The 14,458-nt window shown below is 61.3% G+C and carries 11 protein-coding genes; 3 read left to right on the top strand and 8 right to left on the bottom strand.

Going from position 1 to position 14,458, the window contains the following annotated elements:
- The 3 genes from AWB78_RS43480 to AWB78_RS14940 form a co-directional block, all read right to left on the bottom strand.
- On the bottom strand, positions 1–309 hold a 309-nt coding region (locus AWB78_RS43480), incomplete at its 3' end, for a transposase zinc-binding domain-containing protein (protein WP_198399273.1).
- Between the two features lie 8 nt (positions 310–317).
- Entirely contained in the window at positions 318–1,196 is an 879-nt protein-coding gene (locus AWB78_RS14945) for a tyrosine-type recombinase/integrase (protein ID WP_062605459.1), read from the bottom strand.
- A 783-nt stretch (positions 1,197–1,979) separates the two neighbouring features.
- Positions 1,980–2,972, bottom strand: a complete 993-nt coding sequence (locus AWB78_RS14940; RefSeq protein WP_062605457.1) for a phosphatase PAP2 family protein — start codon at positions 2,970–2,972, stop codon at positions 1,980–1,982.
- Positions 2,973–3,743: 771 nt separating this feature from the next.
- Between AWB78_RS14940 and AWB78_RS14935 the strand changes: the two genes are divergently transcribed.
- The gene (locus tag AWB78_RS14935) at positions 3,744–5,093 is read left to right on the top strand and encodes a hypothetical protein (RefSeq protein ID WP_157697512.1); all 1,350 of its coding nucleotides are present in this window, start codon (positions 3,744–3,746) and stop codon (positions 5,091–5,093) included.
- Positions 5,094–5,882: 789 nt separating this feature from the next.
- Here AWB78_RS14935 and AWB78_RS14930 read toward each other — a convergent pair.
- From AWB78_RS14930 to AWB78_RS14920, 3 genes are all read right to left on the bottom strand, one after another.
- Positions 5,883–6,080 (bottom strand): hypothetical protein, encoded by a 198-nt coding sequence (locus AWB78_RS14930; protein WP_062605453.1) that lies wholly within the window; start codon positions 6,078–6,080, stop codon positions 5,883–5,885.
- 167 nt (positions 6,081–6,247) lie between these two features.
- Entirely contained in the window at positions 6,248–6,634 is a 387-nt protein-coding gene (locus AWB78_RS14925) for a GtrA family protein (RefSeq protein WP_332460103.1), read from the bottom strand.
- A complete protein-coding gene (locus AWB78_RS14920; protein WP_062605451.1) occupies positions 6,631–7,569 on the bottom strand; it encodes a glycosyltransferase family 2 protein in 939 nt (312 codons plus the stop codon). The genes AWB78_RS14925 and AWB78_RS14920 overlap by 4 nt, the downstream gene beginning before the upstream one ends.
- A 1,148-nt stretch (positions 7,570–8,717) precedes the next feature.
- Here AWB78_RS14920 and AWB78_RS14915 point away from each other — a divergent pair.
- Entirely contained in the window at positions 8,718–9,467 is a 750-nt protein-coding gene (locus AWB78_RS14915; RefSeq protein WP_062605449.1) for a DUF2242 domain-containing protein, read from the top strand.
- A gap of 11 nt (positions 9,468–9,478) precedes the next feature.
- Here the strand turns inward: AWB78_RS14915 and AWB78_RS14910 are convergent, their stop codons facing one another.
- On the bottom strand, positions 9,479–11,539 hold the full coding sequence (locus tag AWB78_RS14910; protein ID WP_374729468.1) for a D-(-)-3-hydroxybutyrate oligomer hydrolase: 2,061 nt from the start codon (positions 11,537–11,539) through the stop codon (positions 9,479–9,481).
- 339 nt (positions 11,540–11,878) lie between these two features.
- Positions 11,879–12,250, bottom strand: a complete 372-nt coding sequence (locus AWB78_RS14905) for a BON domain-containing protein (RefSeq protein WP_062605442.1) — start codon at positions 12,248–12,250, stop codon at positions 11,879–11,881.
- A 643-nt stretch (positions 12,251–12,893) separates the two neighbouring features.
- Between AWB78_RS14905 and AWB78_RS14900 the strand changes: the two genes are divergently transcribed.
- On the top strand, positions 12,894–14,378 hold the full coding sequence (locus AWB78_RS14900; RefSeq protein ID WP_062605441.1) for a TAXI family TRAP transporter solute-binding subunit: 1,485 nt from the start codon (positions 12,894–12,896) through the stop codon (positions 14,376–14,378).
- Positions 14,379–14,458 lie beyond the last annotated feature (80 nt).

Below are 14,458 nucleotides of genomic sequence, written 5' to 3'. Positions count from 1 at the left end.
GGGCAGCGTGAAGACCACATGGAAATATTCGACGTCGGGCAGCAGCTCGGCCTGGCGGCGTTCAAGCCACTGCGCACGGGCGAGTGACTGGCACTTGGGACAGCAGCGATGGCGGCACGAGTCGTAGGCAATGCGTTGACGGCCGCACGCATCGCACTGCTCGACGTGACCGCCGAGCGCGGCGGTGCGGCACAGCTCAATCGCGCTCATCGCGCGCCGCTGGGCACGACTGAGGGCATCGGCATGGTTCTGCCGGTACTGCGGGCCGCAGTGGCGGAAGATGTCCGCCACCTCAAGCGCCGGTCGCATCGCCGCCGTCAGAAATAGGCGGGCGGTGTGGGCTCAGGCGGGATGGGTGCGGGATGCGGCAGCAGATCGAAGGGACTGGTGGTGGCGCATACGGTGCTCGTCGCCAGCTTGAGGTACCGTGCTGTGGTCGCCATGCTGCGATGCCCCATCAGCAGCTGGATCCGGCGGACATCGGCACCGGTTTCCAGCAGGTGCGTGGCGAATGCGTGCCGCAGCGAATGGAGTGTGACGGGTTTGGTGATGCCGCTGCGCTCACGTGCAAGCTGGCATGCGTTGCCCACGGCATGACGGGTGATGGGCCGCCCCGGAATGCTGCCCGGAAAGAGCCATTCCCTCGGGTGGGCGTCCTGCCAGTACAGTCGCAGGATCTCGAGCAGGCGCGGCGAGAGCATTACATAGCGGTCCTTACGGCCCTTGCCCTGGCGCACGCGGATCATCATCCGCTGGCTGTCGATATCGGTGACCTTCAGATCGACGACTTCCGAGACACGCAGGCCGGCCGCATCGGCCGTCATCAGGATGGCGCGCTGCTTCAGGCCGGCGATCGATTCGAAGAAACGCGTGACTTCCTCGAAGCTCAGGATGACCGGGAGCTTCACGGGCCGCCTGGGCAGGGGAAAGTCCTCGTCGCTCCAGTCGCGCCTGAGGGTGACGCGGTAAAGGAAGCGCAGCGCGCCGACGGCCAGTTGCACACTCGCTGGCGCGAGCTTGCGTTCGTTGGTCAGGTGGATGATCCAGGCGCGGATCTCTTCGGGGCCGAGTGACTCGGGTGAACGCCGGAAGTACCGGGCAAAACTGGAAACCTGCTGGAGATAGGTCTTCTGCGTGTTGACACTAAGGTTGCGGATCTGCATGTCGTGCAACATGCGTTGGCGCAGTGGCGTCATGGCGAGCCTCCTGGAAGCAGTAGGTGGAGTGCCCGATCGGGCGTCCACATACTGCTCCGGGTGGCGCTCACCACCTCGCTGGGTTCGGCTGCAGGGAACCGTCCTCATGAAACGTCAGCCGCAGACTTGCGTTTACCTCCAATACCGCGTCAGCGGTTTAGTGCAACGACCCCTATGCGCAGATCGAAACTATGCGTAGACCGTCATAACCCGCACGAAACCCTGTCTATTTTAGACACGTGGGTGAACGGCGCTTTGCATAGTAATGACGTGAACGCGGCGCGTTCGTAGCGGACTCAGGCGCACGGAGGCGATAGTGCCATTGGCTCGTACACGGGGATTTCCCGACACGTTCGCTTGCCGGGCAAGCGGGCTGGTGTGTTGCACGTACCGGCACGATTCGCGTGACGGCGCTGGAGATGGTCCTGACGAACTCCGTTGCGTTGAGCGAGGAGCGTCGTTCCGCGTGACAGCCGAAAACTATGTCAAGTAAAGTCGAAGGTGGGCCGTCGTCTGGTAAGCCCACTCGGCGTTCGGCGACTTCGGTACGATCACCTATGCCTAGTTGTGATCTATGCATAGTGGCCGAGTTGAGGCAGTGCCTACGGCAATTGGCTCGCCGCAAACCGGCCATTGAGCGAGGGGAACGAGAGCTTGGCTGATCAAACTGGATGTCGACCTCGACCGGCGGCTCCTGGCCGATTGACGCCCCATGCATGATCGCGCGATCGCGCCGGACGCGGAAATGCCTGCGAATGGCATAGCACAACCCGAAGCAGCCACTCACGAACGTCTCAAGCGGTCGTTCAATGCAGCGAACAAACCAGTGGCATGCCTCGCGATTCTTGTTGAAACGTTGAACTGCACGACCGCCTCGCGGTCAAGCAAGAACGTAACTGACACGATAGTCAAAGCAGAAAGCACCAACCCAGCGAGTACGTCTCCGAGATAATGTCCTCCCTGCGTCGGCGTAGAAGCAATCATGAGCACATCAAGAATGACCGCCGGCCAGAACAAGAACAGGATTCGGCGGAGCGAGTAAGCGAAAATAACAGCCAACGCCGTGTGAAACGACGGCAGCGACACAAGCCCCTGTGTTCGTTGCAAGTCAAATGTTCTCATCGATCCATCTCGCAGCACCGAGAAGTCCGATACGCTCGACAAGGCATCAGTATCTGAAACTTTGAAGTGCTCAAAAGCACTCGTGGCCGGGAACGGCGTGGAAACTACAAGAAGGTAGATGCTCGAAAGGGCTAGTAAGAAGAAAAACATTGACAAGTCTTCGCGGCGTCCCAATAGACCCAAAACGGCCGGAATCCCAATCAATTGCCAAAATCCGCTGGCGTATGCAAACCCGAGGATCTGGCGGACGGCGGGGTGCGATTGAACCCAACCATATACCGCTGGCCAATCGAAACCAATCACCTGATCGAAACGAAGTAGACTGTTTTCTACGAGTGGCATATCCATAGTAATGCACAGATAGGACAAAACGCTCGTCGCTCGGATAAAAACAATCAAAAGGACGAACCATGCCACCGTGTTTGCGACTTCGTAATAGCGCAGCTTGAGGCAGACTTGCCTGTAGCGCGGGATATGCTGAATTCCGTACAACACCGCGCAACCACAAATTACTGGCAGAAGGACTTTGCCTTTTTCTTTCACCTCGTCTGGAAACACTACCGAGTAGCCTCCCAGTTGAAGCCAGAAGACATCGACGAGCAGGACGATGCCAACAATTGCCCATCCATACAAGTATCGTTTGCGGTTGGACAATTGTGGTTTTCCAGTGCTCAGAGTTGGCTTTCCATACATTACGAAGCCCCGACGACCCGGTTTTATTGAAGGATGAATCCCATAAGCGCGACGTCGATCCGGGATGTGGACGAACTTGCCGTGTCGGTATTTATAACGGCAAAAAGACGTCGAACTGTAGGGCGATTGGGCAACGGGGAGAATGGAGGAATTGTCAACGATGTCGTCTGCCGTATTGATTGGCCGCTTCTGGCCCGACCGCTGCCCGGCGCGGTCGGCTGTATCCGACCCACGGCGGCCACTCGACTGGCGGGCGGTCGGACGTTTCTTGGTCGAGGGCTATCGTCCCTCGCAGCCCACGCTCGCGCGTCGCGAGCTCATAACTAACGACGGATTCCTCGGCACGCAAATTCCGGTAGCCGCGAGAACCAATCAGATGTACATGGAACGAGTGGCCGCTCCGTGGGAGGAACGACCGGCCGGAGGTGGCCGACAGCGGGACCCGATTTGCGTCGGCGAAACCGGCTCCCTGAAAAGTTGCTTCTGCGGCCAGCGCGTCGCCGGCGAACTGAGATTACGCGAAGTCCACGGTCAGCACAGCAACGAGAGAAACGCTGGCCGACTTACGTCCTTCTCCTCGCCTTGTATCGCACGCAACGTTTGCTTGTTGTCTGTCAGCAAACCGAATGCAATGTGTTAGCTTTCGCACCCTTACCAAGTCTTGCGCTGCTTATGATCGCCCCGGCGTACCGACGCATTCGCCAGAAACTTAAAAAAACTCCGGGGATCGTAATGAAGACCTATTTGGCTTTGCTTGCCGCTGTTGCGCTTGCTGCGTGCGGCGGTGGTGGATCGAACGACGGCGGTGCGAAGACCGCTGCACAAGCGGCACCTGCATCCGAAACACCTGCGGCGTCCACGCCGGCGGCTACCACGCCTGCCGCATCCACGCCGGCGGCGACGACGGCACCGACCGACACGTCGAATTCGGCGCCTACCACTCAGCCTGATACCCCCGCTACGACCAAACCGGATACTCCAACGACAGGAAACACGAGTTCGGCGGACACCAGCACGCCCGCAAGCTCGACGGACAGCGCAAGTGCGCCGGGTGGTGCGAGCACGCCCCTAATTACGACCTGCGAGGCAGGTTACACGACCGACCCGGCACAGGTTTGCAACGGAAATGGCGTGTCGAAGTACTACGCATACGTGGTCCCGAAGACCATCATCCCGTCGAACACAATCATCGGCAAGAACACCACCTGGACCGCGGTGGATTCTCCGTATCTTGTGGGAACGAACGTCAAGGTTGCAGCGAACGCCACGCTCACGATTGAGGGAGGTGCGATCGTGGGAAGTCAGCGCTACGCGCCGTGCACGGGATGCTCGAGTGTCGGTGGATTCGGGAGTTTGTCCGTTGATGGCTACGTCGATATCCGGGGCACTGCCGACAAGCGCGCCAAGCTTTTGGGCATTTCGCTCTCGAATGGCCAGACCGGAAGCATTTCGTTGCAGTTTGCCGATCTGTTTGAAAGTGCTTTGCCGTATGGCGGTTCGAGCAAGCTGGTGCTCCTCGACTCTCGCATCGAACGCGCCAATGTCAACAGCATCGTCTCCGCTGATGGTGTAGTTACGTACAGTTCAAATAACTTCTCGTCGGTTCCGCCCAACTCGGACATTGAGCGCAACACGTTCATCAACTCGGCAGGCGTTCAGTTTGACAACTCGGTGACGATCAAGAACAACCTCTTCATCGACATGGCCAGCCCCCTGGTACTGAGCAACGTTGGCACGACGGGCACGTTCGATCAGACCACGAATACTTGGTCGTACAGCTGGAGCAAGACGCTGGTGACCCTGAATTCTTTCCTGTTCAAGGTCGGCACCAACAACCCCAATCAGCTTGCGCTGTCGATGTTGCCCAACGCGGGTAACTGTCCGTCCAGCAGCACCTGCACGCAGTTTGAGTTCGACGTGTCGAACAACTACTGGGGTACGGACAGCGGCACCGTGATTTACTCGCACTACGCGGATAGCACAAACAATCCGAGTCTCCATGGCAAGATCACTTACACACCTGTGCTGGACAAGCCGGACGCTTTGACGCCGGTCGACACCACGAAGCTGGCGAACCAGTAAGCAGTTTGCTGTGCCGATCGCACATAAAGCCCAGGCGCCGCGAGGCGCTTGGGCTTTTCGCCTTACACTGCGGATAATTGATGAACAAAAACATCGTTATGAAAAATCCCAACTCTTCCTTCCGGAGCGTCTTTCCGATTCGCGTCCAGATGGTGGGCCGCTTCGAAGTTTAGCGAACCAAAATCGCGATAGTTCAGAGTTAAGTGAACCAGCGTTTCAAACTTGAATGAGAGGTTGAAGCGAGGCGCGTAGCCAGTTGCTGCTCAGCCCACCGATTACGACAGTTAACAAAAGCCGATCATTAGTAGCGTGAGGGGGGGCGACGCAGAAACGGCTCGACCGATTGGAGCCAACGCTTGCTTGCATTGCCAGCGCCGGCGCTATGTCTCCCCGATAGACGACGGCACAATTGCGGCGTCACCTAACTCGCTTCTTGATGGACATATAAGCCACCATTACTGTTTAGAGGGCCAACGCGCCAGTACGCACGAGTGCTCAATGCGTCACATGATAGGCGATTGTGAAGTTCAGAGTTAAGTGAACCGTTCCGTCGGCAATAAAGATTAGCTGAACCGCGGGTTCAGAGTTACGCGAGCTGCCTTGTCGCAAAGACGTAAGGCGACGCGCCCCGCTGGTTCAGAGTTAGATGAACGTAGACAGTAGGTGTTGAGGTTCTCTGAACTCCACGCGGTCCCCGCATGGGCATCCGTGGCCAAGCCCGCCCCAGAGTGTACGCGAAGCAGATTGATTTTTTGGCCTGCCAATACGAAGCCCTCGTCAGGAGGTCGCTTAGCAGCAGGGAAAATTCAGTCCGTGAACAACTCCCATCACGAAGCCGACGAGCATCGCGGGCAGAGGCATCGCCATAAGATAAAACGGAACCTTCAGCAGCGGATTGAAATAGTTCTGCATTCCTGCAGGAGCCAGGTCGATCGACAGCTTCCCGTGGAGAAATGCAAACGCGTTGTAGAGATGGTAGTTGCGCACACCCAGTTCGAATCAGCCCCCTGACCGAGCGAATAGATTCCAAAGGTGAGTGGGACGATCCAACAGGCGTGCATCAGCGCACGAGGGTTGTCATATTGACGCCCCGAAGCCGGTGCATTGGGTTTGTGCAGTCGTAGTGTTCATTCAGGGGACGTTGGTGGTACAGCCTACTTTCGGAAGGCCCAAAACTTTGCTGCGAAGAAATTGACGAACATTCCTGCGACCGATCCGCAGGCGACGCCGAGCAGAGGAACCAATGAACCACGAGGACCGGTTACAACAATGAGTGAATACGCCGCGTAATTGACGCTTGCGCCACCCAACATGGACAGCAGGTAGCGCCACCATTCCGCCCAGGCGGAGCGCTGACCGCGGTCGCGGAAGGTGTATTGTCGATTGATCTGCCAGGTAACCCACACGGCGGTGAGAAACGATACTGCCCGACCGACGAATGGACCGAACCCGTACGCAAGCGCGAGGTACAGGACGCCAGCATCCGCCGCGAATCCGATTGCGCCTGCAACAGCGAATCGGATGACTTGGGACTTCATCATACCCGACGGGGGGCAGGGATCGTCAGATAGGCGAGGCGCTTCGATTCCGCTCGCCCGTGGGTAACGGTGTCGAGAACAATCCCGCATACCAGCAGGATCGCGCCAAACAGCATCAGAGCAACACACAGGAGTGCTGTCGGCAAGCGCGGTACTAGACCCGTGCGGATAAAAGTGTCGAACAGCGGTACCGCGAGCAAGATCGAGATAAAGGCGCATAAACCGGAGCCGAGCGAGAAGAACGCCAATGGCTTCTCTGTCTTGAAGAGCTTGACAATCGTCACGAGGATCCGAAAACCGTCGCGGTAAGTGTTGAGCTTGCTGGCTGAGCCTTCGGGGCGGGATCTATATACCGTAGGTGTCTCGGCTACGGGCATGCGCAGTTCGAGCGCATGTACGGTCAATTCCGTTTCGGTCTCGAATCCCGATGCGTGTGCAGGAAACGACTTCACATAGCGACGCGAGAACACCCGGAATCCCGAGAGCATGTCAGTGAAGGTTCGGCCGAAGAGACACGATACGCATCGTGTCAGGAGGACGTTGCCGAAACGGTGCCCAAATCGATAGGCAGCTTGCTCCTCGGAAATTCGAGTGCCGACGACCATATCGAGCCCATCCGCAAGGAGCATTTCGATCATCGTCGGCGTTTCCTTCGCATCGTAGGTGTCGTCGCCATCCACGAGCACATAAATATCTGCCTCGACATCGGCGAACATTCGACGGATGACGTTTCCTTTGCCGCGCAGCGGCACCGTTCTGACATGAGCGCCAGCACTCTTCGCTACCTCGATCGTTGCGTCATTCGAATTGTTGTCGAATACGTGTACTTCACATCCAGGCAGAGCGGCTTTGAAATCGCACACTACGGCGGCGATGGTTGAGGCTTCATTCAGGCAAGGAACGAGAACGGCAATGCGAAGGGCGGTCTGTGCAGACATTCGGTGATCGGAAAGTGCTCGGGTTACGGTGCGCGATCACGCGTTCGACAGAGAAATAAACGGCCACGAACGGTGCGGATGGCGCTTGACAAGCAAAGTATTTTAATCGAGTTTCGTTGAGGGCCACCAAAGCGCACACGGTCGAATACTGGGCCGCCAATAGGCTGGAACCATGGTGTCCAGCGTTCGCAAGCGTTGACCAAGTTCCGGCAGGGAAACGAAGGTCCGGTCGACGACCATATGGACCCACCTGATCGGCAGCTTCGGTCGGGAGTGTGAGTTCGCTGATGCAGGAAGCTGCCCCGGCTGCTCGATGCCGCCCCCGTCGGCAATCCTTCAAATTGCTGATGTCTCCCCTGCCCACCCGGGATCAGCGCAGGCGCCGATAGCGCTGCCACAGAGCCGGCATGCGGCCTCCTACCTACGCCGCAACTGTGAGATTCGCGCACGTTAAATTCCTCGGCACTCGATATGAGGAGTCGAAGAGTGCCGCCGACAAGTAGCTGAAGCCAACGAAAGCTTGAACTTAAGCGAACCACCAAGTTGGCTGAGCAGGCGTAGCTAGACGAACCCGAACAACCAAAGACGGCGCGCTCTTATAATAGGGCCAATTGACTTGGTTCTGATTGAAGCGGAATGCCGATCCGCGAATGCTGATTTAACCCGATCAGGGTTTTTATTTCCAAAGCGACGCCCGCCTAAACTGCCTCTCAACGACGCAGCAAGGCGCGAGGCATCCCACCGCCGGCAACGTGCGTCGAATCAGCATTCGGAGGCTCATCAAGTTCAGGTCCATTATTCCCGGATGTGGCAGCATCGTCCTTCGGCGGCGTGAGTGAAAGGCGCTTCGGCTTCGGCTTTGGGTCACGCGAGCCGGGTCGCTTTCCCGGATCGCACTGTGCGCCTGGAACTCGAGCAATCGGGTGCGTTTCGATCGTCCGTAATCCGCGCGTTTAGACAGTGCGAAAACCCAGCCTCAGGCCAGGCTTTTGCGCCGTTCGCAGTTGATCGATCGACGAGGTTCCCGCCTTTCATCCCCTTCCAAGCCACAGATTCGACGATGTTCCCGGCCTGCGCTTTTTCATCCTCCAGGCCGGCGGCACTACAATTTGTGCTGCCGTCGACACAAATTCTGGATCCGCCGCCTCATGCCCATGCCGTCGCTCCGCCTAGTTTTCGCTTCCCTTGGATTGATCGCCCTAGCCGCCTGCGGAGGCCGCACGGCGGTCGCGCCCAGCTATCAGCAGGAGATGTTCAGTACCGGCGCGAGCCCGTTCGCGCACAATTTCGACGCCACCGTCAACGAAACCTGCGAAGCTGCGCGCCGCGCGCTGCTTTCGCAAGGCTTTCTCACGACGATGAGCCAGCTCGACACCGTCGACGCGACCAAGAATTTCCAGCCGAGCGCCGAGACGCACGTCGTCGTGTCTTTCCACGTGGTCTGCACGCCCGGCGAGAACGCGACCAACCAGAGCATCGCGTATGTGAACGCCGTGCAGGACGGCTATGCGCTCAAGAAGAGCGACACATCGGCGAGCGTCGGGCTCTCCGTGCTCGGGTCGCTGTCGCTGCCGATCCGCTCGAACAGCGACGCAATGGTCAAGATCTCGAGCGAGACCGTGCCCGCCGGCAAGTTCTACGACCGCTTCTTCCATCTGATGGGCCACTATCTCAACACGGTGCCACGCAGCGCGCCGGTCGCGGCCGATGACGTGAAGAGCCAGCCGCTCGCGCCGTCGCTCATCCTGAATTCGCCCGAGCTCACGCCGACGCCCATCGTCGTGCAGACGCCCGCCGCCGCTACCGCGATCCATGCATCGGATGCGGCCGCGGCCGGCGCTTCGGAACCCGCGGCGGCTGCGGCTGCGTCGGCGCCGCGAACCAGCGAAACGCAATAACGCAGCCCGCTTCAGTTCGGCACGTTGACGACGCCGCCCGCGACCGTGATCGCATTCGCGCCAGGATCAGCGGCGATCGGCGGCAGGTTCGCCGTCGTGAGCGCGGGCGCCTTGCCCGCCGTGCCGCCGCGCGCGGTCGTGCGCACCACCTGGGACGGCGGCAGCGGCGCGTTGCTCTTCAGGTGACTCCACATCAGGTTGAGCGCCTGAATGTCGTAGTAATGGACGGGAATGAAGCGCGTGTCGAAGCCGGCCACGCTCAGGAACCCGTCGAAGTGCTGACCGTTGGTGATCTCGTAGAGCGAAAGCTGGCTCTTGCTGCCTTCCGCCACGCGGTTCGCGCCGAGATACGGACGCGACGTGTGGTTGATCGGCACGAGCGCGTCGGCGCGGCCCTGCACGATGATCGCGGGCTTGCCGCGCAGGTTCGCGTTCACGCGGATCGCATCCACGCTGGCGACCATCGTCGCGTTGCTGTTGGCCCAAAGCGAGCGCAGGCAGGCCGCGCCCGCATAACTGGCGTCGGGCGTCGCGAGCCGATGATCCGCCGCGCCCGCCGTCCCGTTGTTGTAGACCAGATTGATGCCGTTCGTCGGCGGAATGCCGTTAGCGTTGCCGAAGAGGGTCGGCATCGGCGAGACGACCGGCGTCACGCCCGCCGCGCCCGTCGCCGCGTTCGTCGTGCCAAAGCTGAAGTTGCACAGGTTGTCGAGCACGCTCGCCTTCATGTACGCGTCGCCATACGTGACGGCGATAGCCGGCACGGCCTGCGAATCCCACATCGGCGCCTGAAGCACGTCCGAATCCGTCAGCCAGCCTGCCTGATGCAGTTGGTTCAACGCGTCCGTGCCTTGAGCGGCCGTGTTGCCGCCCGATACGAGGCCGCCGGACGCGAGCGTCGCGCAACGCGCCGTGCGGACCGCGTTGGTCGCCGCGGGCAGCAACGTCGACAGATAGGGTGAACCGGCCGCGGCGGGTGCGAGCGCGGCGCACGGCTGCAACAGGTTGGCGAGCGTCGTGTAATCCGCGAGCGGCCGCCCGAACGAACTGACCGGCACGCCGCCCTGCCGCACCGAAACCTGCGGCGGCAGATTCAGGTTGATCTGCGGCTCGCCGACGACCACCGCGGTGATCCAGCCATCGACGTCCTGCTCCGCCGCCATCAGCGACGCGCCGCCGCCGTTGCTGATCGATGCCGCGATCGTCGTGATGTCTCCCTTGTTGTAGCGCAACTGATTCGTCGAGCCGCTGACCGGGCCGAACATGTCGTTGAGCGCCCAGTACGCGAACTGGATCGCCTGCAAGGTGTACTTGCCCCAGTCTTTCTCGGGGTTTTGCTGCGAATGCGCGTGCTTGTACGCGTAGCGGTTCGGGAAGGTCGAATCGAACGACGATAGCGACGATGGATCCACGTTCGCGATGAAGATCGCCTTCCTGCCGGCGATGCTGGTATTCGCGAGCGTGCCGTCGATCAACGTGACGAGGCTCGTCGAAAGCTGCTGGGCGCCGTTGCCGGTGCCCTTGTCGGTGTACGCGACCGCGCAGCCGCGCTTGAGTCCCCACTCGCCCGCGGTCGAGATCGCGCCGTAGACCCCGCGCGACGACGACGACGTCGCCGTGACGATGCACGGCTGATCAGGATTGAAGCTCGTCGGAATCTGCACGAGCATGCTCACGTTCACCGTGCCGCTGCCGTCGTCGGAGTAAGCGATGTACTCCTTGCCCGCGATCTTGCCTTCGCCGAGCGTGTCGTTGCCGTTCAGGTCGACGTTCGGCCCCCAGAAGCGGCCATAGCCGCCGTTCGACGTCATGTCGACGAGCGCGCGGTAGTTCGTGTAGATGGCGAGACGCCGAAGCTCGGCCGCCGTCGGCGCCGCGGGCTTGGCGATGCCGGGCGCGGTCGACGATGCGAGGCCCGTCTTGCCGAGGCCCGCGGTCAGCAGGTCGTCGGAGACGCCATCGTAAGTCTGGGTATTGACCGAGCCGGAAATGAAGCTCGGCAAAGCGTTGGTCGGCTGGCTGCTGCCGTTGTCGTCACCGTCGCCGTGGCACGCGCCGAGCGCCGTCGCCATGAGCACGCCCAGTGCGCCGAGCGCCGCGGTGCGCGGTGAAGTCTGCAACCTCTGGAAACGCGCGAATGTTCTCATTGTGAGCCTCCGCTTTCCGTTCAGATTGGATGGTCCGACCTGAGGCGTGCAACACGTCCGCGCCGCACGCGTGCGCGCCGCACGGCAGATGTCGCAAGTATCGCGCTTATCGGGCAACAGTCGAGGCTGAATTTCGCGCGTTCCGCCATGCGGACGCGCCAAACGACGACGGGCTTCGGCCGCAAAGCCGGAGCCCGTTCGAAGAAACGCCGGGAAGCGAAGCAAGCGGCATCGCGCGACGCCGCTCACCGCAAGCTGCTCGTGTTACTGCCCGCCGCCTTGCACGCCGAGCGTGATCTTGTTGCTGACCGACTTGACGCCCGTGACGCCCTTCGCCACTTCTTCCGCCTGGGCAATCTGGCCGCCATCCGGCACCGTGCCGGTCAGCGTCACCGCGCCGCTGCGCGCGCGCACGTAGACGTTCGACACGTCGAAGCCCTGGGCCTTCGACAGCGCGCGGCGCACGTCGTAGCCGAGCTTGCGGTCGGTCTTCTTGGTCGAGGATTTCTGGGCCTTCGTCGGCGACGCCGCTTCCGCGCTCGTGGCCGCCGCGTCGCTCGATTGGGCATAGGCGCTCGAAGCCACGGCCACGCACACCACCACGCCCAGAGCCTTCAACAGATCGACTGCTTTCATGGTTTCTCCTTTTGTTTCGCTTGTTGACTTCGCACAGTTGCTACTTCGCTCGTTTTGCACTTCAAAAGCGGGCCGCATTGCCGGCGGCTGGGCTACGACATCGAGCGGCTGCCCGTGACCACGCCGCCCGAGGCCGACGAACGGCGCGAGGGCACGGCGATGGCAAGCCGGCGATGCGGCTCACGGTGCTGCGAGAGGCTGGCGAACGAAACAAACCTTGGCCGGTTGGTCGGGCGGAAAAACCCGTCGGCTCGAATATGACCTGCCGCATGGCGCATACTTGGCGCGCCCTTTCGTGATGCGTGGCGACGTGTGGCGCGCGGCTCGCAAGCCCACATTTCGGGCTGCTGCACGCGCAGGGCCTTGTCGTGCGGCGGCGAACGTCAATTTAGCCCAGCGCGGCCATTAGCGCAAAGCATTTAACGAAGCAACCATCCGCGAAGCCGCGCCCGCGCAACAGCGTCCTGCGCGCGGCTACACACGCCTGTCACACTCGGCGCGCGGCGTGCAGCCATCCGGACGCCGATCGATCTCATGTACCATCGACGCCATGCCGGCCGCCGGACGCGCCCCCTCGCGCAGGCGTCCGCGCCTCGCGATCGGGTAAGCTCGCGCGCACAAAAGTTCTACGATCACCAACGAGATGAGCCACCCTTCAGGAAACAATCCGGGCAACGATCCGGACATCCCACCGAAACGCAAGCCCCAGCAGAGGATCGTCGCCCGCTTCGTCGCCATTTCCTGGCGCGATCTGGCGCTCACCTTCGGCCCGATCCTGCTCGTCTGCGCGGCCGCGCTCTACCTCGCCGTGCGGCTGATCCAGCCCGCGCCGCCGAGTACGCTGACCATCGCGGCCGGGCCGAAAGGCAGCTCGTTCTGGAACAGCGCGCAGAAATACAAGGCGATCCTCGCGCGCAACCGCGTGACGCTCAACGTGCTGGAAACGCAAGGCTCGCTCGACAACCTCACGCGCCTCGACGATCCGACATCGAACGTCGACGTCGGCTTCGTGCAGGGCGGCCTGACCAAGCCCGGCGCGACGCACGACAATCTCGAATCGCTCGGCAGCGTGTCGTACGTGCCGCTCGCGGTGTTCTACCGGGGCGCCGCCGCCGTGACGCGGCTGTCGGAGCTGAAAGGCAAGCGGCTCGCGATCGGCGCGGAAGGCAGCGGCACGCGCGTGCTCGCGCTGAATCTGCTGAAGGCGAACGGCATCGAGCCGGGCGGCGACACGGAACTGCTGCCGCTCGCCGGCGACGAAGCCGCGAAGGCGCTGGAGGCCGATCAGATCGACGCCGTGTTCCTGACCGGCGACTCGGCCCAGCCGCCCACCATGGCGAAGCTCTTGCGCACGACGGGCATCCGCTTCATGGACTTCGCCCAGGCCGATGCCTACGCGCGCCGCTTTCCGTACCTGACCGAAATCGAGCTGCCGATGGGCGCGTTCGATTTCGCCCGCAACCTGCCGCCGCGTCCGGTCCACATGATCGCGCCGACCGCCGAGCTGGTCGCGATCGACAGCCTGCATCCGGCGCTGTCCGATCTCCTGATCGAAGCGGCCCGCGAAGTGCACGGCCGAGCGAATCTGCTGCAGCGCGCGAACGAATTTCCGGCGCCGCTCGTGCACGAATTCCGCATCAGCGACAACGCCGAGCGCTATTACAAGTCGGGCAAGAGCTTCCTTTACCGCACGCTGCCGTTCTGGGTCGCGAGTCTCGCGGATCGCGTGCTGGTCGTGCTGCTGCCGCTCATCGTGGTGATGATTCCGGGCTTGCGCCTCGTGCCGGGACTGTACCGGTGGCGCGTGAAATCGCGCATCTACCGCTGGTATGGCGCGCTCATTGCGATAGAGCGGGAAGCGATCAGCGGCCCCGACACCGCGCAGCGCGACGCCCTGCTGGACCGCATCGACGCGATCGAAACGTCTGTGAACCGCATGAAGATGCCGCTCGCGTTCGCGGACCAGTTCTATGTGTTGCGCGAACACATCGGCTTCGTGCGGCAGCGTCTCGCGCAGACGCCGCTGACGCAGGCGGTGCAAGCCGATGAAGCCGGTGCGCGAAAGGTGACGCAAACGGAACAGCCCGCTGTCGCTTCGCGGGCAGACACGGAACAAGGCAGCACATAATATCTATTGCAGGAACGGGAAGAACGGATGCGGTGCCGGGCGCCGCATCCGCCAAGCAGGACACGATCAAGAACGAACAA

The sequence above is a fragment of the Caballeronia calidae genome (assembly GCF_900044055.2).
GTDB classification, from domain to species: Bacteria; Pseudomonadota; Gammaproteobacteria; order Burkholderiales; family Burkholderiaceae; genus Caballeronia; species Caballeronia calidae.
Note: the sequence above shows the minus strand (reverse complement) of the source record. Positions and strands in the feature narration are given on the sequence as shown.

Bases quoted from the DNA above. Each gene is read 5' to 3' on its own strand.
- AWB78_RS14920 (WP_062605451.1), bottom strand. From the start codon at position 7,569: ATGTCTGCACAGACCGCCCTTCGCATTGCCGTTCTCGTTCCTTGCCTG.
- AWB78_RS14900 (WP_062605441.1), top strand. From the start codon at position 12,894: ATGAGCCACCCTTCAGGAAACAATCCGGGCAACGATCCGGACATCCCA.
- AWB78_RS14915 (WP_062605449.1), top strand. From the start codon at position 8,718: ATGCCCATGCCGTCGCTCCGCCTAGTTTTCGCTTCCCTTGGATTGATC.
- AWB78_RS14945 (WP_062605459.1), bottom strand. From the start codon at position 1,196: ATGACGCCACTGCGCCAACGCATGTTGCACGACATGCAGATCCGCAAC.
- AWB78_RS14925 (WP_332460103.1), bottom strand. From the start codon at position 6,634: ATGATGAAGTCCCAAGTCATCCGATTCGCTGTTGCAGGCGCAATCGGA.
- AWB78_RS14905 (WP_062605442.1), bottom strand. From the start codon at position 12,250: ATGAAAGCAGTCGATCTGTTGAAGGCTCTGGGCGTGGTGGTGTGCGTG.
- AWB78_RS14935 (WP_157697512.1), top strand. From the start codon at position 3,744: ATGAAGACCTATTTGGCTTTGCTTGCCGCTGTTGCGCTTGCTGCGTGC.
- AWB78_RS14910 (WP_374729468.1), bottom strand. From the start codon at position 11,539: ATGGCGACGGCGCTCGGCGCGTGCCACGGCGACGGTGACGACAACGGC.